The organism is Glutamicibacter mishrai (assembly GCF_012221945.1).
Taxonomy (GTDB): Bacteria; Actinomycetota; Actinomycetes; order Actinomycetales; family Micrococcaceae; genus Glutamicibacter; species Glutamicibacter mishrai.
In genome coordinates, this window is record NZ_CP032549.1 from 921,484 (window position 1) to 943,000 (window position 21,517).

Below are 21,517 nucleotides of genomic sequence, written 5' to 3' on the forward strand. Positions count from 1 at the left end.
AACTGCTTGTCGCTTTTCAACCAACCCTAGTCGTAATTCACCCGATTCTCGATCGGCGCGCCTCGACATCCCTTCCAGCATATCCGTACGTCAAGTCACAGGTTTAGGGCACTTTGACCGCTTATCCTCTAATTCACGCCGTTCGACTCGTGGTACTGTGAGCCAACCCAGAGGGCGGTTTGCCGACCCAAGGTGCAACAACTAAATTTGTCATGCTTGCCACCAATATTTGAAGGAGATGATCTCGATCGCATGACTGTGGATAGTGACACGCCAGTACCCCAGAGCCAGGATGCAGAACTCAAGCGGGTGATCGGCCCTAAGCTGCTGCTATTCCTCATCATGGGCGATATCATCGGCGCAGGCATTTTTGCTATTACCGGCAAGGTGGCAGGACAGGTCGGCGGCGCAGCATGGCTGCCCTTCCTGGTTGCCTTCGCCATCGCGACCCTCACTGCTTTCAGCTACCTGGAACTGGTGACCAAATACCCTCACGCCGCCGGAGCCGCACTGTATGTGCACAAGGCTTTCGGTATCCATTTTGTCACCTTCATCGTGGCCTTCACCGTGGCGTGCTCTGGCATTACCAGTGCTGCCACGTCGGCGACCCTGGTGGGGCAAAACCTGTTAATCGGCTTCGGCCAGTTCATTGACGGCGTGCCGACCACCCCTCAGGCAGGGATGTGGGCAGCCATTATCATCATCGTGATCCTTGCCCTGATCAACCTGCGTGGCGTGGGCGAGAGCGTGAAGTTCAACCTGGTGCTGACCATCGTTTCGCTGGCCATCATGGCAGTGATCATCGGCATCGGATTCTCAGTCATTGCCTCCGGCCAGGGCGATATCAGCCGCCTGGTGGTCTTCGAAACCCCATCGGATCGCAGCCTGTTCGCCGCGGTGACCATGGGTACGGCCATCGCCTTCTTCGCAATGGTCGGCTTCGAGGATTCGGTGAACCTGGTGGAAGAGACCAAGAACCCGAACAAGATCTTCCCTAAGATCATGCTCATCGGCTTGGGCTTGTGCGCTGTGATCTACATGCTGGTGGCCATCACCGTGATCATGGTGATCCCTACCGGCGACCTGCTGAACCCGAAGAACCCGGATGCCGGCATCCTGCTGGACGTGGTGCGCATCGGCGCTCCGAACATCCCGATCGATACCATCTTCCCGTTCGTGACCGTCTTCGCGGTGGTTAATACCGCGCTGATGAACATGCTCATGGCCAGCCGTCTGCTCTACGGCATGGCTCGCCAGGGCGTGCTGCCGCAGTTCCTGGGCAAGGTCCACTCCACTCGCCGCTCCCCTTGGGTAGCGATCCTGTTCAGCACCGCTTTGGCGATTGCCTTGGTGGCTTACGTGAACCTGGATAGCGAGAACGGCATTGTTGGTTCGCTCGGTGGCACCACCGCGCTGTTGTTGCTCTGCGTCTTCGCGGTAGTCAACGTTTCACTGCTGGTTTTGCGCCGCGACAAGGCGCCAGCCGACGCCTTCCGCGCACCTACCATCATCCCGATTCTGGGTGTGGTCTTCTGCCTGTTCCTGGCCGGTCCGTGGGCACGTTCCCGCGCCGACTGGGTGCAGTATGAGATTGCCGGCCTGCTGCTGGTGATTGGCGTGGTCCTGTGGGCGGTGACCTGGCTGGTCAACCGCATCAATTACAAGAAGGGCAACATCGAAACGCGCCCTGGCTACTACACATAAGCAGTAGTTGATAAAGCTGTGGTCCACCGGGATTTCCCGGTGGACCACAGCTTTTTAAGCGTGATTCGAGCGCTGGCCGCTAGGCCTGCTGTTGGAAGGTTTCCTGGCGGAAGCGCAGCTTCCAGCCGTTGGCACCTAATTGCCACCACGAGGAAACCACGAGCACCTGGGCGTCGGCCGGCTTCATCCGGTAGGCCAGCAGAACCATTTCGTCGCTGATCTGGCGGGTGGCCAAGACCTGCATGTCCCCGGTGCTGGGCAGGGCGGATCCCGCATCCAGAAGGGCTGAAATGCTGGCGACATCAAGCAGGCCGCCGTGCCGGGTCACTTCTTGATAGCTCGGGTGCAAAAAGTCCTTGAGCTCGGTGAAGTTGGTGCGGATCTGCGGGTCGAGGAACCCTAGTTCCAGTTCGTAGACGGTGGCCGCGAAGTCAGCTCCCGCAGCTGGCACTGCTGGTGCGGCCTGCTCTGCTTCGGAGGCCGGGGCCTTGGCGGGGGTGGCAGCAGCTGGGCCGGCACCGCCGGTATAGCCAGGGCCGGCATCCGGGGCGGTTCCCTCCTGATGGGCGATGGCCGCGGCGCGTGCGTGGTCATCGGCTGCTTCGTTCAGTTCGTGGCCCGCATGCCCCTTGACCCATTCAAAGGTGTACTTCCGGCCCTGGATCGCGGCGTCGAGTTCCTTGAGGATGTCCTGGTTAAGCACCTGCTTGCCGTCGGCTTTTTTCCAGCCGCGCTTCTTCCAGCCGGGCATCCATTTGCTGATGCAGTTGATGGCGTACTGCGAATCGCAGAGGATCTTCAGTTCTTCATCCGGCAGGTGCGCGGTGGAACGGAAGAGCTCGAGGACGGCTTGGAGTTCGCCCATGTTGTTGGTTCCGTGGTCCCAGCCGCCTGCGGCCCAGTTCTCTTCATCCACGTACCAGGCCCAACCGGCCGGTCCTGGGTTGCCGAGGGCGGATCCATCTGCAGCAGCAATGATCGTCATGATTTAATCCTGCCATGTTCCAGGCCCGCGACAGGTTCTTGGATCGGGCCATGTCGCCACCGGATCTATGGCATTCTTCGCATGAGTTGCCGAATCACACTGGCTACCATGGGTGGCGTGAAGAAATTCTTGCCATTAGCAGCAGCCCTGGCCCTGGTGCTCACCGCCTGTTCCGGCCCGTCCACCGATGAGCTGCGGGAGAAAGATCCCGAAGGCTACGCCGCGTGCATCCATCTGGGCGGCGGGCTGGACGCTCCGCAAGGGGTGGGCGAGACCAATCTCCAGAAGGCCGCGGCTCATGCCGCGCAATCGGCCACCGCGCAGTTGCGGGCAGCCGTTGACATTCGAAAGCCGGAAACCCCTGGGATCACAGACCTTGATGGATTCAAGGAGGCTTGTGAAGCCCAGGGGTTCGACTACTAGGCCGGGTACATCGGGTTATGCCCGGACTGTACGCGCTCTTCGGGACGCACTTCATCCGGCGCGGTGCCATCAAGCCATGGACCGGTCTCGGCTAGCTGCTCGCGTTCCGGGGCTTCGAGCCAGTTGTCCAGGGCCGGGCCTTGCGGGATGATCTGCGTTGGATTGATATCTTCATGGACCACGTAGTAGTGGGCCTTGATCTGCTCGAAGTCGATAGTGTCGCCGAAGCCTGGCATCTGGAACAGATCCCGTGCGTAGCCCCAGAGGTTGGGCATCTCGATGAGCTTGTTGCGGTTGGCCTTGAAGTGCCCGTGGTACACCGGATCAAAGCGAACCAGGGTGGTGAAGAGGCGCACATCCGCTTCGGTGATGTGATCACCCATGAGGAAGCGGCGGGTGGACAGGCGTTCTTCGAGGAAGTCCAAGGTCTCGAAGAGCCGGTTGTAGGCGTCGTTATAGGCGTTTTGGTCACCGGCGAAGCCAGCGCGATAGACCCCGTTATTGACCTCGGTGAAGATGCGCTTGATCAGCGGTAGCATTTCTTCGAGCTGGTCGCTCGGGGTGAGGTTGGGTGCGCCCTCGCGGTGGAATTGCTTCCACTGGGTTGAAAGATCCCAGGTGATCTGCGGGTAGTCGTTGGTCACCACTGCGCCGGACGGGATATCCACGATGGCCGGGACGGTGATTCCGCGCGGGTAGTCGGCAAAGCGCTTGAAGTAGTTCTCCTGGATGCGCTCGGTGCCAAGCACCGGGTCTTTGCCTTCTGGATCCAGATCGAAGGTCCAGCTGCGAGCATCATGGGTGGGGCCGGGCAGGCCGATGGACAGCGCGTCTTCCAGGCCCAACAGGCGGCGAACGATCAGCGTGCGGTTGGCCCATGGGCAGGCACGCGCAGCGACCAGCCGGTAGCGTCCGGCTTCAACTGGCCAGAGCTGGGCTCCGTCGGAAACTCCGGCATCCGGGTGGCCGATCTTGCTGTTGTTGTTCTCGCTGCTGTAGCTGGCCGGGTTGGTATCCGCCACGATCCGGTCCTGGATGTAGTTGGTATCCCGGGTGAATTCTCCGCCGGTGACATAGGCACCCTTGGTCGAATAATCCTCGCTCATCTTTTCCCTCCATGATCCGTCTTGCTGAATACGCTCACGTGCTCCCCTACCGACCCTATGACAAGTGCCGGCGGTTGAACATGGCCACCAGATCAATGATCTGATTGACACGTCACCATATATTGCAAAATTCAACTCTACACGAGATGATTGATGCGTCAACAAAATTTGTTGATCCGCAGGAATCCAAAAGGTGATAAAAGAACATGAAGAGCGATGAGACCCGCTGGCTGACCGAGAGCGAGCAGGACCTCTGGCGCACGATCCGCGAATTCCTTTGGCTGTTCCCCAGCGCAATGGACCGCCAGCTGGTGCGCGATTCCCAGATGCAATCCGGGGAATACTCTGTTCTGGCAGTGCTTTCCGAAGCATCCGATCCAAGTCTACGGCCTGCCGACGTCGCCCAGGTGCTGCGCTGGGATCGTTCGCGCCTCTCCCACCTGTTGCGCCGCATGGAAGGCAAGGGCCTGATCAGCCGCTGCTCCGATGAAACCGACGGGCGCGGACATCAAATCGCGCTGACCGATCTCGGAAGGGAAACCATCGAAAACGCGGCGCCAAGCCACGTGACCTTCGTGCGCGAAACCCTCTTTGATTCCTTGAATGCCACCGAGCGCCGCGCCTTGGAAACCGCGCTGCCCAAGATCCTTGAATCCATCGAGCAGCAGGGCTTCAAGGACACCAGCTGCTAGCTGGCCTGTGAGGCCAGCTCGCTGTTCTGCACCAACCGGGCGAAGCGCCCGCCCAAGGACACTAGTTCATCGAAGGTGCCGGCCTCGGCGATCTTCCCGTCCTCCAGCACGACAATATGATCTGCTCGCATCACCGTGCTTAAGCGGTGGGCAATGAGCAGGGTCGTGCGGCCAACCGCGAGCTCATCCAAGGCTTGCTGAACCAGCGCCTCGGTCACGGTATCCAGTGCGCTGGTGGCTTCATCCAGCACGAGGACCTTCGGCTCGCGCAGCATCGTTCGCGCAATAGCCAGGCGCTGCTGCTCGCCGCCCGAGAAGCGGTGGCCTCGCTGCCCGACCTCGGTGTCGATCCCCAAAGGCAAGCCGCGAATCAGATCAGCAATTTGCGCCGCTTCCAAAGCTTTCCATAATTGCTCTTCGGTCGCTTCCGGCGCCGCCCACAACAGGTTGGCGCGCACTGTGTCGTGCAGCAGATAGCTTTCCTGGGCCACCACCGAGACCACCGAGGCAATGCCCTGCGGGTCATATTCCTTGAGGTCCACGCCGTCGAGCAGCACTTCTCCGGATGTCGGATCCAGCAATCGCGGCAACAGCGACCCGAGGGTCGACTTGCCCGAACCGGTGGCGCCGACCACCGCGGTCATGGTGCCGGCTTTCAGGGTCAAATCCAGCTGATCCAGAGTAGCCTTTCGGGCCTCCGGGTAGCGGAAGCTGACATCCCGCAGCTGGACTTCTCCAGTGGTGCGGGCTGGATCGATTTGCTTGGGGTCAGCTGCTACCGGAAGTTCCTGGTCCGTATCAAGGTATTCGAAGACCCGGCTGAACAGCGCCATGGCCGAAACCCACTGCACCGAGAGCTGCATCAGCCCCATCACCGGGCGGAAGATTCCGGCCTGCAGGCCGGTGAAGGCCACCAGGGTGCCGATGCTCATGCCATCTCCGGTCACTGGCAGCCCGGCAGCCAGATACAGCGCTGCCGGAATGGCCGCGAAAATGATGCTCATGGTGGCCATGCGCCAGCGGCCTGCCAGCGCGCTTTTCATTTCAAGGTCAATGAGCTTGTGGCTGGAATCCGCGAAGGCTTCGGCATCGGCAGGGCCGGTGCCCATGATCTTGGAGAGGCGAACCCCGGAGATGCTCAGGCGCTCTTCGATCAGGGATGTCAGATTCGACATTTCGCGTTGGCGCTTGCCGGTGACCGCGCGGCGCAGCTTCGCGGTTTGCCTGGCCAGGAGGATCGCTGGCGGGAAGACGATGAGGGAGATCAGGCTGAGCTTCCAGGAGATGGCCACCATGGCCACCGCCGTGGCCACCACGGTGGTCAGATTCGAGGCGATGCTGGTTGCCGAGTTGGTGATCACCGACTGCATCTGGCCTACGTCATTGATCAGCCGCGACTGCACATCCCCCGAGCGCGAGTTCGTGAAGTATCCCAGCGACTGTTTTTGCAGGTGGGTGAAGAGCCCGGTGCGCAATCGATGCATGACCCGCTGCCCCATCAGGGTGGCCCGCCAGGTCTGCAGGACTTCCAGCACGGCGGTAGCCAGCGCGATCAGCACCAGTCCCCCGGCGCCGAAGACCAGTAGGCGGATATCGGATTGCGGGATCGCCACGTCAATGAGTTCCCGGACAATGAAGGGCTGCGCCAGTCCGATGATGGATGAGGCGATGATCAGCAGCACCACGGCGATCACGGAACCCAGGTGCGGGCGGAACAGGGATGCTACGCGTTTGAGGGACACCGGGTGTTCGGCCAGCCATTGCTTATCCTGGACGGCGTTTTTCATTCGCCCCGAACCGGCTCCACCACCTGGATGTCCGGGCATTGAATTTGCACTCATAGACCCTCCTTCGTCATTCTCTTCACCAAAAGAATAACAGAGGTAACCTCACTATGTGGTTCCATCTTGAAATTGTTCCGAAGAACACACTATCCTTAACACCATGCAGAACGATGAGTCCAAGCCTGACTTGGCAGATCTTTTCCTCCGCGCATCGCGCGTCATTCGAGGCCGCTGGAGGGAAAGCCTGATCCCGATGGGGATCACCCCACACCAGTCGAGAGTGCTGAGCCTGCTCGGCCACGCCGAAGCCGAAGGCCTGCGCAATTCCCAGCTCGCCGAGCGCCTGCACATCGCTGCCCGCTCCACCACCGAAGTTGTCGACCAGCTGGAGGCCAAGCAGCTGGTGGTTCGCACCCCGGATCCGGCGGACCGCCGCGCAACGCTGATCGCGCTGAGCCCCAGCGGCCGGGCGCAGCTAGGAAAAATGTCCCAACTGCGCCGCGACAGCATGGCGGGATACTTCGAAAAGCTCTCAGCCCCTGACCGCGACGAACTCGCGCGGCTGCTTGAAATCCTCGACCGGGAGAACCCCCGCTCACCGCGCCACGGGTGCAAGTAGCCAAGGGTCATCGGCGCACGTCCACAAGCAATAGTCGACGGCCGGGCCAACCAATTAGTGATTGACCCGGCCGTCGCCTTCGTTCTGCGCCGAGGCACAATGGGTATTTAGTTCTCGGTCTTTCCGTGGCGCCAGTAGCCCATGAATGCTACCTGCTTGCGGTCGATGCCCGCCTCTCGAACGAGGTAGCGGCGCATTTCCTTGACCGTGCCCGCTTCGCCAGCGACCCAGGCATAGAACGGCGCCTTGTTGGCCTGCCCGGTCTCCCACAGGATCTGCGCGTCAACGTCGATATCTTCCGGCTCGGCATTGGTATGCACCACGCCGGCGGCCGGAATGGCCACTACCTGGCTCAGCGCGTTGCGCAACAGCTCGCCGTGCGGATGGCTGCCACGGGTCAGCCACTGCACCGATACCCCCGAACGGGTCGAGGCGCCGAGGATGTCGGTGGTTTCCGGGACCTCGATCAGCGCGTGCCCGGTGACATGCGAGGGCAGGGATTCGAGAATCGCGCAGATGGCCGGGGCCGCGGTTTCATCCCCGGCCAGCACGATGCGGCTTGCCTCGCCTGGACGGAATTCGATGCCTCCATAGCTGGCATCGTTCAGGAATTTGTTCGGGCCCAGCAGCAACAGCTGGTCTCCGACCTGCGCGCGGTCGCCGAATTCGGTAGCCGGCCCGCCCTGCAGCTTCCCATCCACCACATGGCCATGCATCACGAAGTCGATATCCAGTTCCGCGGTGAGCCCGCTGTTATCGCGGTGCCCGGCCTCGCGGAAGGCGCGCACCGTGTAGGTGCGCATGTAGCCGCGGGTATCCGGATCGATGGACAGCCAGCGCTTGTACCAGCCTTCTTGCTCCGCGGGGCTGGTCATCGCCTGCGGTCGCATCGAGGCGATTTCCTCGGTCAGGGCACTGCCGCCAGCTGGCGGCAGCAACAGCTTGATGCGCATATCCAGCGGATGGCTATTGGTTCCGAAGTAGTCCAAGTCGTTGCCGCTGACGGTCAGGCGGCGGAAGGACGGCGAGAGTTCCTGGCGCTTGACCACGGTGGTATCAAAGGCCAGCGTTGGCACATGCTCGTAGGCCGGGCGGGCAGCTTCGGCTGTATCGGGCGCAGCTTCGATGCCTTCTTCCGATGTGCTTGCGGCGGCCGCGGAAGGCTCCAGTGCCCGCGGCGCGCTGCGGAAGATCCCCTTGGAGGCCAGCACTTCTTCGGTGCGCAGCACACGGTGCCGGCCGATGGGCAGCACCAGCGGGGTGCCGCCGACCGGGTCGGGGATCACTCGGCTTGGCATGCCGAAGACATCCTTGACCGTCTTCTCGGTAACCACTTCATTCGGGTGCCCCGCCGCGTAGATCTTGCCGTGGCGCAGGGCCACCAGGTAGTCGGCGTAGCGGGCTGCGAGGTTCAAATCGTGCAGCACGATCACCACGGTGATGCCTCGGCTGCGGTTCAATTCGCTGACCACGTCCAGCACTTCGAGCTGGTGGGCGACATCCAGGAAGGTGGTGGGCTCATCGAGCAATAACAGGTCGGTTTCCTGGGCCAGTGCCATGGCGATCCAGACGCGCTGGCGCTGTCCGCCGGAGAGCTCATCAACCGCGCGGTCGGCCAGCTCGATGGTGCCGGTCAGTTCCATGGCGCGATTCACCGCGGCCTCATCCTCAGCAGAGAACCGCTTGAACAGGCCCTGGTGCGGGTAGCGGCCGCGGCTGATCAGCTCGCGGGCGGTAATCCCGTCCGGCGCGGTAGGCGACTGCGGCAGCAGGCCCAGGGTCTTGGCGACTTCCTTGGCCGGCTTGGAATGGATGTCGGCGCCGTCGAGCAGCACTTGGCCGCCGGCGGGCTTGAGCAGCCGGGACAAGGCGCGCAGCAGCGTGGATTTGCCGCAGCCGTTGGCACCCACCACGATGCTCACCTGTCCGGTGGGAATATCCAGGGACAGCTCGTCGACGATGGTGACCTTGTCGTAGGCCAAGGTCAGATCGCTAGCCTGCAAAGTGGCCATGGGTTACGCCCCGTTTCCAGTTGAGTTGGCGCGCACCAGAATCCAGATCAGGAAGGGTGCGCCGAATGCGCCGGTGATGACACCTACCGGCAGTGCGGTTTCTGCGAACAAGTTCGCGGCAAAGAAGTTGGCAACGATGACCAAGGTGGCCCCGGTCAGTCCCGCCAGCGGAATGTTGATCGGCCCGCGGCTCAGCGCAGCGCTGATCGGCCCGGCCAGGAACGCCACGAAGGCCAGCGGGCCGGTAATGGCAATGGGCAATGCACCCATGGCGACAGCGACGAATACCAGCAGCACCCGGGCCCAGGGCACGTTGACGCCCAGGGCGGCCGCGGAGTCCTCCCCCAGCTCCAGCATTTTCAGCTGGCGCAAAACGAAGGGCAGCAGCAACGCCCCGAGAGCACCGAGGGTGATCAAAAGAATCAAGGCGCTGTTCCAGTTGCTGGAGGACAGCGAACCGGTCAGCCAGTGCATCACATCGCTGGCGGTATTCACCTCGGCCTGGGTCAAAAGGTACTGGATCAAGGCCTGGAGCATGGCGCCGATGGCCAGGCCGGCCAGGATCAGCCGAGGACCTGTGCGCTTGCCGGAGGCCGAGAGCCAATAGATCAGCGCCGCGACCACCAGGCCGCCGGCCAAGGCGAAGGCGTTGAGCTTCCAGTCGGTGTAGCCCAGGGTGATCATGGCCAGCACCGCGGCAGCCGAAGCGCCATAGCCTACGCCGATCACATCGGGGCTGGCCAGCGGGTTGCCCAGCCAGCGCTGGAAGAGGGCCCCGGAGATGCCCAGCCCCGCCCCTGCCAGGGCGCCCACGGCCACCCGAGGCAGCCTGTCGGACATGATGATGAAGCTGGTGCCGGGGACCTTCTGCCCGCCCAGCACCTGCAGCACTTCGACTGCCGGCAGCCGATCCCGGCCCCAGAACAGGTAGGCGGCAATGGTCAGGACCATGGCCAGGGACATCCAAACCACGGTGCGCGCCACCCGGTTTTTCCGCACGGCGGCTTTGCCCTGTGCAGGCTGTGGCGCCGCTTTCGCTTCGGGTTCGCTTGGCTGGCTCATTGCTGCTCGTGTCATTTCGCTCGTGCTCACAGGCTCACCGACTTCATGCCGCTGCGCATCATCAGGATAAACAGTGGTCCGCCGATCATCGCGCACATCACGCCCACCTGGATTTCGCTCGGCGGCGCGATCACTCGTCCCACGGTATCAGCGACCAGCAGCAGCACGGGCCCGGCCAGCAGGCTGCCGGGCATCAGCCAGCGGTAGTCGGATCCGACCAGCAGGCGCACCGCATGCGGGATCATCAGGCCGACAAAGGCGATGGGTCCTGCCACCGCGGTGGCGGTGCCGGCCAGGATAACCACGCCGATGGATCCAAGCAGCCGGGCACGGCCCAGGTTGAAGCCCAGGGCGGTGGCGGTGTCATCGCCCATGGACACGGCATTGGATACCCGCGCGGTGGACAGCAGGATCAGGGCGCCGAGGGCCACCATCGGGATGGCGCCGAGGAAGGTATCGATCGGGGTGCTGGAGAGCGAGCCGATCTGCCATTTGCGGAAGCGGTCCAAGGTGGAATCCGAAACCATCAGGACCGCGTTGGTGATCGCCCCGACGCCCACCGCCATGGCCGCGCCGCCCAGCGCCAGCTTGATCGGCGTGGCTCCTTCGCGGCCCACGTTGGCCACCAGATAGACCAGGGTCATCACCACGGCCGCGCCGATAAAGGCGGCGGCCATGATCCCGGTCAGCGAGCTGACACCGAAGAAGGCGATCGCCAGCACCACGCTCATGGCCGAGCCGGCGTTCAAGCCCAGGATGCCGGTATCGGCCAGCGGGTTGCGGGTCAGGCCCTGCAGCCCGGCACCGGCCAGGCCAAGGGCTGCGCCGACCACGATGGCGCCCACGGTGCGGGCGAAGCGCGAAGACACCACGCCCTGGTCCCCGTTATCCGCATCAAAATGCCACAGGGCGTCCGCCACGGTGGACAGCGAGACCGAGCGCGCTCCGAAGAGCAGCGACGCGGCCACGGCCAGGACCAAGAGCACCGCGAGGACCAGGAAGGCTCCGAGCTTGCGCGGCAGTCGGGGGCCCGTGCCCGCCGGGGCTTGGCGCGTCGTACTTTCAGTCGCGGTCATTGGTTCCTACACTCATTGCTATGGCACATCTTTCCTGGCCCACCGTCATCGCTCCCGGCATCGCGGTCCTCACCGCCGATAACCCCTCGGAAATGACGCTGGATGGGACTAATTCCTATTTGCTCTTCGACCCGGCATCTTCGACGCTGCAGCCGGGCACCGAAGTGGTGCTCATCGACCCAGGACCCGAGCTTCAGTCGCATCTGCAGGCGCTGTCCCAGTTCGAGATCCAGCTGGTGCTGATCACCCACCGACATGCGGACCACACCGGCGGCATCGACCGCCTGCGCCAGCTGGCCGCCGCCCCGGTGCGGGCCCAGCTCGCCGAGCACTGCCGGGATGCCGATCCTCTGGCCGACGGCGAGATCATCTCGGCCGCCGGGGTACAGATCCAGGTGCATGACACCCCGGGCCACACCTCGGATTCGGTGTGCTTCACCGTGGATGGATCGCATCTGTTCACCGGAGACACCGTGCTGGGCCGCGGCACCACCATTCTGGAACATCCGGACGGGACGCTGGCCGACTACCTCGCCTCGCTGAACCGGCTGCTGGGCCTGCCGGATATGCCCTTGCATCCGGCGCACGGGCAGCAGCATGAAACCTCGCATCAGCTGCTGCGCGCCTATCTGGAGCATCGGAAATCCCGGCTGGATCAAGTGCGTGCCGCCCTGCAGAAACTCGGCAAGGCCGGGGCGGACGCGACCCCAGCCCAATTGCTGGAGTTCGTCTACCCCGACCTGGATCCGCGCCTGGTTAGCGCGGCGAGCCGATCGTTGGAAGCGCAGCTGCACTATCTAGCGTCGAATCGCTAGCGGCTACTTGGCCGCTGCTGCGTTTTCAGCAGCCTTCACGATTTTCGGAACCACGGTGTCCAAGGACCATTCCAGGGACAGCGGCGAAGCTGCCGAGATGGCCAGGGTGGCTTCATCGGTGCCTGGCAGGGCCAGCGCGTCGTTCTTCACGGCAGGGATCTGGCCGTAGAGCGGCTGGGACTTCACGATGTCCTTGGTGGTGTTTCCGGCGACGGCCGAGGAGAAGACGATGTCAGAATCCCACTCGTTGACCTTTTCCGGGGAAACGGTGAAGAAGAAGGTGTCCTTGGCGGCGTTCTTCTGCACGTAGTCGGCCTGCTTCATGCCCAGTGAGGAAAGGAAACGCGGGCGGGTGTCGCCTTCGGAGTAGACATAGGCGGTATCCGGTGCCGAAAGGTCAGCGGCGATGAAGCTGGTGTCCTTGAGCACTGGGTTCTCTTCGCCAACCTTGGCCAAATCGCCCTCGACCTTTTCGATCAGCGCGTCGGCTTCATCTTCCTTGCCCAGCATCTGTCCGGCGGCTTCGGTGACATCCTGCCAGCTGGTCAGGTAGTTCGGCTCGATCGGGCCGACAACCGGGGCGATTTCCTGCAGCTTCTCGTACTGTTCCTTCTTCAGGCCCGAGTATGGGGCGAAGATGACATCCGGCTTGGTCTTGGCAATCGCGGTGTAGTCCGGGTCATCACCGGTGGCGAACTGCACTGGCGCCTTTTCGGAACCGATGGAAGCGTCCAGCTTGGCCAGCGCTTCGTCCTTCCACGCAGTCGAGTTGTTCTCGTTCTGGCCGTAGGCGTCAATGTCCATGCCGACCGGCACGGTATCAAGGGCCAGCAGGGTGTCGGCGTTGACCCACGAGATGGTGGCGACGCGCTCTGGGGCCTTGTCGATGGTGGTTTCACCATAGATGTTCTTGATGGTGACCGGGGTGAAGTCCTCTGCGGACTTGGCCGATGCATCCGCCGAGGAATCTGCGGAGTTGCTGGCTGAACCGCAGGCGGTCAGGCTCAGCGCGAGGATTGCGGTGGACGCGGCGAAGATCCCGGCGCGACGTGAAATTTTCATGGGTCGGTGATTCCAGACTATGCGAGGTTCTGTAAACATGTCGGCGTAGATAGGTTAGGTTTACCTATCCGGGCCGTATGCCACAATACGCGGTGGGCCCATCAATACGCAACACGAAACGTATCTAATCACCGACCCAGAAGTGAAGCTAACCACACATGGGCCGCTTCCAGTCGTTGTTGACCACGGATTTTATTCTCTAGTCGCTAGCAGCCTTCCCGGATTAGCCACCGTAATTGATGCGCGAACCAGCACTAGTCCAAGTAACACGGCGACAATAACGGTGATCACGGTCAACGGGCTGAAGATCACGGCCATGCCCGCCAGTGGCAGGACCAGCACGGTGGAGGCGATGGCAAATGCGATGGATGCCGCCAGCGCAGGAATCATCAACGACTTGATTCGCGCCGTGTTCATGGTCCCCCACTCCATGCCCAGACGATGCAGGCCGGAATAGAGTTCAGCGCGGTCCAAGGTGCCAGCGCTCTGCGTAATCGCCGAGGATGCGGCCACGCAGATGAAGGTGATTGCCAGGGTCACCAGAACGCCGGTCAGGATATCGCCAGGCAGATAGTCGTACCAGTTGTTGCTGGATTCCTGAGCCGGAGCGCCCTTCATCATTGCCGCCCCGCTGCCGCCAACCACAGCCACGAAGGAAGCCATTGCGACACCGGAGACCTGTCGCCAGGATTCTGCAGGATTTTCCAGGATCATCCGGGCGGCCAGCAGCTGTTGCGGAGTCTCGGCTTTTTTGAGCTTGTTCTGCCCCACCTTGGACACCAGGTACGGTCCCACCAGGTTCAGCACCAGCAGGCCGAAGCCGAAGCCGATGATAATCACCGCCAGAATCGTCGCGAGGTCTTGGGCCACCATTCCGAGATTGGAGAAGACCAGGCACAACAGCAGAATGCCGCCCACTGTGATCACCGCGCGCAGCCAGCTAGGCACGGGAACACTGCGGCGCGTAGCCACTGCCAAGGGAGTGATCATGAGCTTGCGCAGGCCGGCTGCCGCGCTGAGCGCAGAGAGCACGACGACTGCGACTACTGCAATCGCCAGGGCCCAGACCGGCAGGTAGATGGCCATTCCAATAGGGGCACCCTGGAATGGGATCAGTGATGCCACCGGAGCGCACGCCAAGTAGAGAACCACGCCGGCGAGCGCGCCAGCCAAGGCCGTCCCGGCCGCCTGCGTGATGGCCACCAGGCTGATCTGTGAACCGGTGGCACCCAGCAGGCGCAGCGAGGACAGCGCCCGGTCATTGGCTCGGGCCGAGAGCCGGGCGGCGGCAGATCCGAGGACCACCAGTGGCACAACCAGCAGCACCACGGCCAATCCGGCAAGGGGCAGATAGGCGGCCTGCGCTTCTGCCTCGAAGCTGGTGAATGAGTAGGCGCCGCCCAAGACAATCAGCAGGATCGCGCTGACCAAGGCGTAAGCGCTGACGGTCAGGATCTGCGGGGCCAGTCGGGATTTGGCTGGCCGCCCGAGCAGCCAGGCTAGATGCAGGATGTTCATCGCACATCCCCGCCCATTGCGCTGGTGCCACGGCGGCTATCGCTGATCAACTGGCCGTCATGCAGCTTCACCACGCGGTCGCACTTGGCTGCCACCGAAGGATCATGGGTCACCATAACCAGGGACTTGCCCTGGCCGACGGTGCAATCCAGCAGGGTATCAAGCACCTCGGTGCCGGTGGCGGAATCCAAGGCGCCGGTGGGCTCATCGGCAAATACCACCATGGCGCCGGTAACCTGCGCGCGGGCGATTGCTACTCGCTGCATCTGCCCGCCGGAGAGCTGGCCGATGCGCCGCTGCTCCATGCCCGCCAGTCCCAGTGCGGCCAGTGCTTGGCCAGCCTGGGTGATGGCAGCTGAGCGCGGGGTGCCGTTGATCATCAGCGCCATGGCCACGTTTTCTTCTGCGGTGAGCTCTGGAATCAGCAGGCCCGATTGGAAGACGAACCCGAAACTCTGGCGTCGCAGCTTGGTCCGCGCCTTGTCGGCGAGCTGCTGGATGTCTACCGGCTGCGTTCCGGGCAGGCTGAGCATCAGGCTTCCCGAGTCTGGGAGCTCGATGCCGGCCAACGCATGGAGCAGGGTTGATTTGCCGGAACCGGACGGGCCCATGATCGCCAGGGATTCGCCGAGGGAGATTTCGAGGTTGACGCCGTTCAAGGCGGTGGTGGAGCCGAAGCTCCGGTAGAGGTTCTGGGCATGGAGGACGGGTGGATGACCAAAGGAATTTTCAAGCATGTTTCAATGTTTTCAATATTGTCCCCCGCGCACATCGGCGCGCAGGGCGAAGTCGTTCCTTGTCAGGGTCATCCCACGGTAGGAGCGCCACCGTCTCGAACCAGTACTCCAGGAGTTCTTGAACAGCCCATGAAATTGGAACTGTATACGCAGCCCTTCTGCGCTCCTTGCATCCGCACCCGGCAAACCGTGGCGCGCGCACAGAAGCTCCTGCCTGATCTGCAGGTGGAGGAAATCAATGTGGTTGAGCAGGTTGAGCGCGGCGAGGAACTGGGCATCACCAGCACCCCGCTGATCAGGCTGCTGCAAGGTGAAACCGAAAAATTCCGGGCCAGCGATACGCCCACACTGCCCCAGCTTTTGACGGCCATTGCCCGCGCCAGCGACTAGTCTCACGTGAATTCAGAACCCAAGATGCACGGCTCTGCCGCGTTTATGGGGAAGAATAGATCAAGTGATAACTGTGCCAGGTGTTGAACATGAGTGTTTCCAGCGTGTCTTAGCTGACTCATCCAATCGCATCGAATGGCTCAGGGCACGAGCGCAGGGCATCACTGCCACCGACGTCGCCAAGCTCTCCACCGAGAAGTCCATCAAGAACGCCGCCTGGGACAAGCTCTACGGCAATGGATTCTCCGGCAATCCCTACACCGACCACGGCCGCAAACGCGAACCGGTCATCGCTGCATGGGTCCAGGAAAACTTCAATATCTTCCCTTCCTCCCAGCTCTTCCACGCGCAGCATTCCAGGCTTCACCTGGCTACCCCGGACGGCCTGGGCTTTGACGCATCAGGGGCACCGGTCTTGGCGGAAATAAAAACCACCAACAAGCCCTTCAAGAAGATTCCCAAGAATTACCTGCGACAGATCCTCTGGCAGCAACATGTCATTGGCGCTGAACGCACGTTGTTCGTTTGGGAAGAACACCAGGATTTTGTACCGGTCCGCGCCGTCCCCGAATACCTGTGGGTAGAGCGGGATGATGATTTGATCCAGGACCTGATCGACAAGGCTGAAGCCTTGATCACCGCCCTGCGCGAGGCGACCGCCAGGCAAGAGCGCTATAACGATTATGGCCCAGCCGCCTTGCGCCTCTAAATGCTTCGATGACGACAAAGATCCTCGGGAACCATCAACGTCAATGATGGTTCCCGAGGATCTTTTGCGTTGCCGGCACCGCCCTCAGGTTAGGCCGGGGTGGTGGGTACGATCCGCGGATCAGGCAGGCATTCGGGATAGCTTTCGAGCAACTCCCCCAACAGCTTTTCGCGGATCATGTTCCGCAAGCTCCACAGGTCCCCGGCGTTGCGGGCCGAGAGGTAGATGGCCACCGTTTGCAGTCCGTTCTGCGCATCGGTAACGAGCAGCTCGTTGTCGCGTCCATCCCACAGGTCTGAGGATTCCAGCAGCTCGGTGGTGCGCTGGCGCAGGTAATCAATCGGGGCGTTGAGCTTAAGCTGCAGGGCCACGTTGCCGGAGATCTCCGTACTGCGCCGTGACCAGTTCTCGAATGGGGTGGTAGTGAAGTAGGTGGAAGGCAGTATCATCCGGCGGCCGTCAAGGAGCAGAACCACCACATAGGACAAGGTGATTTCCTCGACGGTGCCGCGTTCGCCTTCAACTACGACGATGTCATCCACGCGAATGGAATCGGTGAAGGCGACCTGCAGTCCAGCGAAGACATTGGCCAGCGTGGATTGGACGGCCAAACCGACAACCACCGAAGCCAAACCAGCTGAGGCCAGCAGTCCGGCACCCAGTGCCCTGACTTGCTCGATGGTCAGCAGGACGGCTGCCACGGCCAGGATGCACAGCACCGCGATAAGCACCCGGCGCATCAGGCCAACCTGGGTTTGCACCTTGGCCAGTCGTCTTCCGGGGCCGAATTTCGCTTCGAAGCGGGACATCATGCCGGCTTCGATCACGCGTACCAGCTTGATGATGAACCAGGTCAAGAACATCACCAGGATGATGAGGATGACGAATTGCCATGGATTGTACCAGTCGCGATTGTTATAGAAGAACGCGAAAGCGGACTTGGCGACGATGGAGGTGATCATTCCGAAGAACGGAAGTCGGGTAGCCTTCACATCTGCTTCGTCCACGCCGATTCGGCGCAGGGTGCGGCGGGCGATAGCACTGAATACAAAAGCGAAGATCGCGGCGACGATTGCGCCGGCCAGAAGCACGGCCCAGAATTGCAGCGAAGCAGGAAGGAAGCTGGAAACGCTGATGACTTCCTCGACCGTCTCGTCTAGAGGTTCAACGGGGTTTGGTGACATACTTAAAGGATGTCATATGGCACTAGATAAATGCTGTGCAGGACCTTGTCCCAAGCCGGATAACGACGTGGATCCAAGCGGTCTTGATCACAGTGGGATAGCTACGTTGAAAGCAGGAAGGACTGCGTCGATGCCTGCCGCAGGCCGGAAGACCCGCGAATGACGTTTTGTGTGTCCTTGTACGTAACACCCGATCAACCTGATGATTAATGTGCCACCATGCTAAGTATGAGCCGAACATTTGCTTATCAGCAGGTTGATGTTTTTGCGCCCACTGCATTTAACGGCAATGGGCTCGGAGTCGTATTCAACGCTGACAGCCTGTCTGATGATCAGATGCAGCACTTCGCCCAGTGGCTGAATGTGGCTGAGACGGTATTCTTCGTCGAGCCCACCCACGAAGAGGCCGACTACGCCATCCGCATTTTCACCCCCAGCACGGAATTGTCCTTTGCCGGACACCCGACGCTGGGCGCTGCGCACGCGTGGCTGGAATCCGGTGGCGTGCCTGGCCCGGCTGGCCATTTGATCCAGCAGTGCGAAGCCGGACTCATTCCTGTTCGAGTGGAACGCGAAAGCACCGACAGCCATTCGCGGCGGCTAGCCTTCTTGGCTCCCCCGTTGACCCGCACCGGCCCCTTGGAGCCGGACGTCCTCCAGTGGGCGATTAGCGGACTTGGCATTCACGAAGACGACGTCGTTGATCACCAGTGGCTGGTCAACGGCCCGCATCCTGCTGGCCTGGTCCTGCGCGACGCTGACGTGGTGCTGGGAATCGAACCGGACTATGAGGCGCTTCAAGGCCTTGAAGTGGGCGTCATCGGACCCTACACGGCATCGAGCGTAGCCCACGGCGTCTGGCAGCCGCACGGTTCGGTGTTGCCCAGGGTTTCAGGCACGCGCGAGGAACTGCGTCCGCTGGATTCCTCCGATCTGGAACGCTCCGAGGAACGCTTTGGCTCTGTGGTGATGCAGCCGCCTGCCGACTTCGAGGTGCGCGCCTTTGTTGCGGGCGAAGCCGTCTCCGAGGACCCCGCCACCGGTTCGCTGAATGCCGCCTTTGGCATCTGGCTGACCCAATCCGGCTACGCTCCTCAACGCTATACCGTGCGCCAGGGAACCCGTGTCGGCCGAAGCGCCATCTTGCATATCGAAGCCACCGAAAAGGGCGTGTGGGTCAGCGGCGACGTGGAAACCCGCATTTCCGGCGATGTGAGTTTCGACTAATTCGCCGTTCATAGGCTTCCTATCCATTCCACTGGAGCCGAACAGGCACTAACCTTGACCAGTGCCTGAAACTGCAAATCCCACCACTGACTTTGATAAGAAAGCCGCATGGCGTGCCCTTTGGGCGCTGGTCATCGGATTCTTCATGATCCTTCTGGACACCACCATCGTGTCCACCGCGATGCCTTCCATCATGGCGTCGCTTGATGCCGATATCTCCGGCATCTTGTGGGTCAATAGCGCCTACCTGCTCACCTTCGCCGTGCCATTGCTGGTCACCGGTCGACTGGGTGACCGCTTCGGCCCACGCAATATCTACCTCATCGGAATGGTGATCTTCTCCCTGGCCTCGTTATGGTGCGGCCTGTCGGATTCGCTGGGATCCCTGATTGCCGCCCGCGCCGTCCAGGGCCTGGGCGCATCGATGATCTCGCCCCAGGCAATGACCATGATCACCCGCCTCTTCCCCTACCAGCATCGTGGCGCGGCCATGGGCCTGTGGGGCGCGGTCGCTGGTATAGCGTCGCTGATCGGCCCAATTGCCGGCGGCCTGCTGGTGGACTCCGTGGGCTGGGAATGGATCTTCTTCATCAACTTGCCCATCGCCGTGCTCAGCCTCGTGATGGTCTTCAAGTTTGTTCCGCGCTTGGAACCCCAGGCGCACTCCTTCGACTGGATTGGCGTGGCCCTGTCGGCAGTTGCCATGTTCTGCCTCGTCTTCGGCATCCAGGAAGGCGATTCGACGAATTGGGAGCCGTTCATTGGACCTTTCGGTTCCTGGCACCTGATTATCAGCGGCATCCTGTTGCTGGCCGTTTTCGTTTGGTGGCAGAGCAAGACGAAGTCGGAACCGCTCGTTCCGCTGCGTCTGTTCACGGTGCGCAATTTCTCGCTGGCCAATGTGGCCATCACCTTCATGGGATTGACTATCTCCACCATCAGCTTGCCTATGGTGTTCTTCTTGCAGAATGTGCGTGGCCTGACTCCGACTGAGTCAGCCTTGATGATTTCCCCGATGGCAGTCGTCGGTATTTTCATCGCCCCGCGTTTGGGCAAGATGGTCAACAAGCTCAGCCCTCGCGTCTTGGCAGTGCCCGGCTTCATTCTCTTTGGCGGAGCCACCGTTGTCTATGCCTTCATGATGCATGCGGACATCGCCTTGTGGACCTTGCTGATTCCATCGGCCGTTCAGGGCATCGGCTCGGCCATGATCTGGCCTTCGCTGTCTTTGGCAGCCACCCGGGACCTGACTCCACGCGATGCGGGTGCCGGATCCGGCATCTACAACACCACCCGCCAGATCGGTTCCGTGCTCGGTTCAGCGCTCATCGCAGTCATGATGGATTCACGCATCCAGGCGCAAATCGAAAAGGCTGGTTCCAAGGACCCTGCTTCGATGATGGAAGCGACGTCGGTTGGCCTTGGCCAGGCACTGCTTCTGCCTGGCTTCGTTGCTGTTGCCGCGGTGATCGTGGTGGCGTTCTTGAGCCCCGGCAAAAAGGCCTAGCAGCACAATCTCCGGGCGCCAGATACGCCAGAACCCTGGCTGGTCAATTCAGTTGAACTGTCCAGCCAGGGTTCTTTTTTTGCTATTTAGGCCGGGTTGGTGGGGCCATCGTTGTTGTCGTTGTTCTTGAACTCATCGACCTTCTCGCCGATTTTCTCCTGAGCATCAGCGGCGAAATCCTTGATGTTCTCAGTAGCGTCGCCAGCGAACTCCTTGGCGCTCTCCACTGCTTCGCCCAGCTTCTTCTTTGCGTCATCCAAGAAACCCATTTGGTTCTCCTCTTCGCTTATTGCCCGTATTCGACCGCTGAAAATCGCAGTCTTCAAGATGAACTTACTTGCGTCTGTGTGCCGAGCTAGGCCATGGCGCAAAGATTACTTGTCTTTTTTGATCTTCTTTGCTGCCTTGCGGCCAAAAATCAGTGCCACGGCGATGCCGGCCAGCCATGCATCCTTGGCCAATGCAGTTCCATCAGCCGTTGGGCGGACGCCGTCGGACTCGGTCATGCCCGGAGTGCGCAGGTACGAGGAAAGCAGTACGCCCGAGAAGGCGCCCAATCCGATACCTGCCAAGCGTGATGGAACCAAAGGCAGAAGCAGAGCGCTGCCCAAGGAGATTTCCGAGATGGACAGGACCTTGCCGAAGACTGCTGGCTCCAGGTCGCCCAGCTGCGGCACACCATTGGATGCCATCTGCTGCAGGCCAGCCGCGCTGGCCTCATCAATGCGCAGCTTGTTAATTCCGCTGTTGAGAATGAATGCGCCACTGACTAATCGGAGTGCGGCGTTTGCGATCGAGATTCCCATGGGCCCTCACTTCTCTTTCCAATAGTAAAAACGCGTTCTGGAAAAGAACGCTCTGCTGTTCAGCGTAGTCATGGCTGTGGTAGTTCACAATCATTTCGA

21 protein-coding genes are annotated in these 21,517 nt (G+C 61.4%); 9 read left to right on the top strand and 12 right to left on the bottom strand.

Translation table 11 applies throughout. The annotated features are described in order from the left end of the window. Positions 1 to 252: 252 nt before the first annotated feature. Positions 253 to 1,704 carry an APC family permease gene (locus tag D3791_RS04385; RefSeq protein ID WP_022876777.1) on the top strand — a complete coding sequence of 484 codons (1,452 nt, stop codon included), beginning with the start codon at positions 253 to 255 and terminating at the stop codon, positions 1,702 to 1,704. Positions 1,705 to 1,783: 79 nt separating this feature from the next. Here D3791_RS04385 and D3791_RS04390 read toward each other — a convergent pair whose 3' ends face one another. After that, positions 1,784 to 2,689 carry an RNase H family protein gene (locus tag D3791_RS04390; RefSeq protein ID WP_172511384.1) on the bottom strand — a complete coding sequence of 302 codons (906 nt, stop codon included), beginning with the start codon at positions 2,687 to 2,689 and terminating at the stop codon, positions 1,784 to 1,786. 81 nt (positions 2,690 to 2,770) lie between these two features. Between D3791_RS04390 and D3791_RS04395 the strand changes: the two genes are divergently transcribed. Beyond that, positions 2,771 to 3,112 (top strand): hypothetical protein, encoded by a 342-nt coding sequence (locus tag D3791_RS04395; protein WP_172511385.1) that lies wholly within the window; start codon positions 2,771 to 2,773, stop codon positions 3,110 to 3,112. On the opposite strand, the gene D3791_RS04400 is transcribed toward D3791_RS04395, so the two are convergent. Next, positions 3,109 to 4,218 carry a glutathione S-transferase C-terminal domain-containing protein gene (locus D3791_RS04400; RefSeq protein WP_172511386.1) on the bottom strand — a complete coding sequence of 370 codons (1,110 nt, stop codon included), beginning with the start codon at positions 4,216 to 4,218 and terminating at the stop codon, positions 3,109 to 3,111. The two genes, D3791_RS04395 and D3791_RS04400, sit on opposite strands and share 4 nt — an antisense overlap. 206 nt (positions 4,219 to 4,424) lie before the next feature. Between D3791_RS04400 and D3791_RS04405 the strand changes: the two genes are divergently transcribed. Further along, positions 4,425 to 4,910 carry a MarR family winged helix-turn-helix transcriptional regulator gene (locus D3791_RS04405; RefSeq protein ID WP_022876773.1) on the top strand — a complete coding sequence of 162 codons (486 nt, stop codon included), beginning with the start codon at positions 4,425 to 4,427 and terminating at the stop codon, positions 4,908 to 4,910. Here the strand turns inward: D3791_RS04405 and D3791_RS04410 are convergent. After that, complete coding sequence (locus D3791_RS04410) at positions 4,907 to 6,751, bottom strand: ABC transporter ATP-binding protein (RefSeq protein ID WP_172511387.1); 1,845 nt, start codon at positions 6,749 to 6,751, stop codon at positions 4,907 to 4,909. The genes D3791_RS04405 and D3791_RS04410 overlap by 4 nt on opposite strands. 196 nt (positions 6,752 to 6,947) lie before the next feature. Between D3791_RS04410 and D3791_RS04415 the strand changes: the two genes are divergently transcribed. Beyond that, positions 6,948 to 7,313 (top strand): MarR family winged helix-turn-helix transcriptional regulator, encoded by a 366-nt coding sequence (locus D3791_RS04415; protein ID WP_246242329.1) that lies wholly within the window; start codon positions 6,948 to 6,950, stop codon positions 7,311 to 7,313. Positions 7,314 to 7,420: 107 nt separating this feature from the next. On the opposite strand, the gene D3791_RS04420 is transcribed toward D3791_RS04415, so the two are convergent. The 3 genes from D3791_RS04420 to D3791_RS04430 are packed head-to-tail and all read right to left on the bottom strand — an operon-like array spanning position 7,421 to position 11,463. Next, positions 7,421 to 9,325: an SIP domain-containing protein gene (locus tag D3791_RS04420; RefSeq protein WP_172511388.1), complete on the bottom strand. Its 1,905-nt coding sequence runs from the start codon at positions 9,323 to 9,325 to the stop codon at positions 7,421 to 7,423. Positions 9,326 to 9,328: 3 nt separating this feature from the next. Then, a complete protein-coding gene (locus D3791_RS04425; RefSeq protein WP_246242330.1) occupies positions 9,329 to 10,387 on the bottom strand; it encodes a FecCD family ABC transporter permease in 1,059 nt (352 codons plus the stop codon). Between the two features lie 26 nt (positions 10,388 to 10,413). Continuing rightward, on the bottom strand, positions 10,414 to 11,463 hold the full coding sequence (locus tag D3791_RS04430) for a FecCD family ABC transporter permease (RefSeq protein ID WP_022876768.1): 1,050 nt from the start codon (positions 11,461 to 11,463) through the stop codon (positions 10,414 to 10,416). A 20-nt stretch (positions 11,464 to 11,483) separates the two neighbouring features. Here D3791_RS04430 and D3791_RS04435 point away from each other — a divergent pair, with 20 nt between their 5' ends. Continuing rightward, positions 11,484 to 12,278, top strand: coding sequence for an MBL fold metallo-hydrolase (locus tag D3791_RS04435; protein WP_172511390.1), 795 nt, complete (start codon positions 11,484 to 11,486; stop codon positions 12,276 to 12,278). Between the two features lie 3 nt (positions 12,279 to 12,281). On the opposite strand, the gene D3791_RS04440 is transcribed toward D3791_RS04435, so the two are convergent. From D3791_RS04440 to D3791_RS04450, 3 genes are all read right to left on the bottom strand, one after another. Next, a complete protein-coding gene (locus D3791_RS04440; RefSeq protein WP_022876766.1) occupies positions 12,282 to 13,340 on the bottom strand; it encodes an ABC transporter substrate-binding protein in 1,059 nt (352 codons plus the stop codon). 192 nt (positions 13,341 to 13,532) lie between these two features. Further along, positions 13,533 to 14,858, bottom strand: coding sequence for an FtsX-like permease family protein (locus tag D3791_RS04445; protein WP_022876765.1), 1,326 nt, complete (start codon positions 14,856 to 14,858; stop codon positions 13,533 to 13,535). Further along, positions 14,855 to 15,595 carry an ABC transporter ATP-binding protein gene (locus D3791_RS04450; protein WP_022876764.1) on the bottom strand — a complete coding sequence of 247 codons (741 nt, stop codon included), beginning with the start codon at positions 15,593 to 15,595 and terminating at the stop codon, positions 14,855 to 14,857. The genes D3791_RS04445 and D3791_RS04450 overlap by 4 nt, the downstream gene beginning before the upstream one ends. Positions 15,596 to 15,724: 129 nt before the next feature. Here D3791_RS04450 and D3791_RS04455 point away from each other — a divergent pair, with 129 nt between their 5' ends. Beyond that, positions 15,725 to 15,985, top strand: coding sequence for a glutaredoxin family protein (locus D3791_RS04455; RefSeq protein WP_022876763.1), 261 nt, complete (start codon positions 15,725 to 15,727; stop codon positions 15,983 to 15,985). 64 nt (positions 15,986 to 16,049) lie between these two features. Next, complete coding sequence (locus D3791_RS04460) at positions 16,050 to 16,694, top strand: YqaJ viral recombinase family protein (RefSeq protein ID WP_246242333.1); 645 nt, start codon at positions 16,050 to 16,052, stop codon at positions 16,692 to 16,694. Positions 16,695 to 16,783: 89 nt separating this feature from the next. Here the strand turns inward: D3791_RS04460 and D3791_RS04465 are convergent, their stop codons facing one another. Then, on the bottom strand, positions 16,784 to 17,878 hold the full coding sequence (locus D3791_RS04465; RefSeq protein ID WP_172511391.1) for a mechanosensitive ion channel family protein: 1,095 nt from the start codon (positions 17,876 to 17,878) through the stop codon (positions 16,784 to 16,786). Between the two features lie 228 nt (positions 17,879 to 18,106). On the opposite strand from D3791_RS04465, the gene D3791_RS04470 reads away from it, so the two are divergent. Together D3791_RS04470 and D3791_RS04475 are read left to right on the top strand one after the other, a co-directional pair. Next, on the top strand, positions 18,107 to 19,105 hold the full coding sequence (locus D3791_RS04470) for a PhzF family phenazine biosynthesis protein (RefSeq protein WP_022876760.1): 999 nt from the start codon (positions 18,107 to 18,109) through the stop codon (positions 19,103 to 19,105). A 61-nt stretch (positions 19,106 to 19,166) separates the two neighbouring features. After that, positions 19,167 to 20,612, top strand: a complete 1,446-nt coding sequence (locus D3791_RS04475) for a DHA2 family efflux MFS transporter permease subunit (RefSeq protein ID WP_022876759.1) — start codon at positions 19,167 to 19,169, stop codon at positions 20,610 to 20,612. An 86-nt stretch (positions 20,613 to 20,698) separates the two neighbouring features. Here the strand turns inward: D3791_RS04475 and D3791_RS04480 are convergent, their stop codons facing one another. Then, positions 20,699 to 20,881, bottom strand: a complete 183-nt coding sequence (locus D3791_RS04480; RefSeq protein WP_022876758.1) for a YtxH domain-containing protein — start codon at positions 20,879 to 20,881, stop codon at positions 20,699 to 20,701. 105 nt (positions 20,882 to 20,986) lie between these two features. Then, positions 20,987 to 21,418, bottom strand: coding sequence for a membrane protein (locus tag D3791_RS04485; RefSeq protein WP_022876757.1), 432 nt, complete (start codon positions 21,416 to 21,418; stop codon positions 20,987 to 20,989). Positions 21,419 to 21,517 lie beyond the last annotated feature (99 nt).

Excerpts from the sequence above, each read along its gene's own strand:
- D3791_RS04385 (WP_022876777.1), top strand. The coding sequence starts at position 253 with ATGACTGTGGATAGTGACACGCCAGTACCCCAGAGCCAGGATGCAGAA.
- D3791_RS04390 (WP_172511384.1), bottom strand. The coding sequence starts at position 2,689 with ATGACGATCATTGCTGCTGCAGATGGATCCGCCCTCGGCAACCCAGGA.
- D3791_RS04395 (WP_172511385.1), top strand. The coding sequence starts at position 2,771 with ATGAGTTGCCGAATCACACTGGCTACCATGGGTGGCGTGAAGAAATTC.
- D3791_RS04400 (WP_172511386.1), bottom strand. The coding sequence starts at position 4,218 with ATGAGCGAGGATTATTCGACCAAGGGTGCCTATGTCACCGGCGGAGAA.
- D3791_RS04405 (WP_022876773.1), top strand. The coding sequence starts at position 4,425 with ATGAAGAGCGATGAGACCCGCTGGCTGACCGAGAGCGAGCAGGACCTC.
- D3791_RS04410 (WP_172511387.1), bottom strand. The coding sequence starts at position 6,751 with ATGAGTGCAAATTCAATGCCCGGACATCCAGGTGGTGGAGCCGGTTCG.
- D3791_RS04415 (WP_246242329.1), top strand. The coding sequence starts at position 6,948 with ATGGGGATCACCCCACACCAGTCGAGAGTGCTGAGCCTGCTCGGCCAC.
- D3791_RS04420 (WP_172511388.1), bottom strand. The coding sequence starts at position 9,325 with ATGGCCACTTTGCAGGCTAGCGATCTGACCTTGGCCTACGACAAGGTC.
- D3791_RS04425 (WP_246242330.1), bottom strand. The coding sequence starts at position 10,387 with ATGAGCCAGCCAAGCGAACCCGAAGCGAAAGCGGCGCCACAGCCTGCA.
- D3791_RS04430 (WP_022876768.1), bottom strand. The coding sequence starts at position 11,463 with ATGACCGCGACTGAAAGTACGACGCGCCAAGCCCCGGCGGGCACGGGC.
- D3791_RS04435 (WP_172511390.1), top strand. The coding sequence starts at position 11,484 with ATGGCACATCTTTCCTGGCCCACCGTCATCGCTCCCGGCATCGCGGTC.
- D3791_RS04440 (WP_022876766.1), bottom strand. The coding sequence starts at position 13,340 with ATGAAAATTTCACGTCGCGCCGGGATCTTCGCCGCGTCCACCGCAATC.
- D3791_RS04445 (WP_022876765.1), bottom strand. The coding sequence starts at position 14,858 with ATGAACATCCTGCATCTAGCCTGGCTGCTCGGGCGGCCAGCCAAATCC.
- D3791_RS04450 (WP_022876764.1), bottom strand. The coding sequence starts at position 15,595 with ATGCTTGAAAATTCCTTTGGTCATCCACCCGTCCTCCATGCCCAGAAC.
- D3791_RS04455 (WP_022876763.1), top strand. The coding sequence starts at position 15,725 with ATGAAATTGGAACTGTATACGCAGCCCTTCTGCGCTCCTTGCATCCGC.
- D3791_RS04465 (WP_172511391.1), bottom strand. The coding sequence starts at position 17,878 with ATGTCACCAAACCCCGTTGAACCTCTAGACGAGACGGTCGAGGAAGTC.
- D3791_RS04470 (WP_022876760.1), top strand. The coding sequence starts at position 18,107 with ATGAGCCGAACATTTGCTTATCAGCAGGTTGATGTTTTTGCGCCCACT.
- D3791_RS04480 (WP_022876758.1), bottom strand. The coding sequence starts at position 20,881 with ATGGGTTTCTTGGATGACGCAAAGAAGAAGCTGGGCGAAGCAGTGGAG.
- D3791_RS04485 (WP_022876757.1), bottom strand. The coding sequence starts at position 21,418 with ATGGGAATCTCGATCGCAAACGCCGCACTCCGATTAGTCAGTGGCGCA.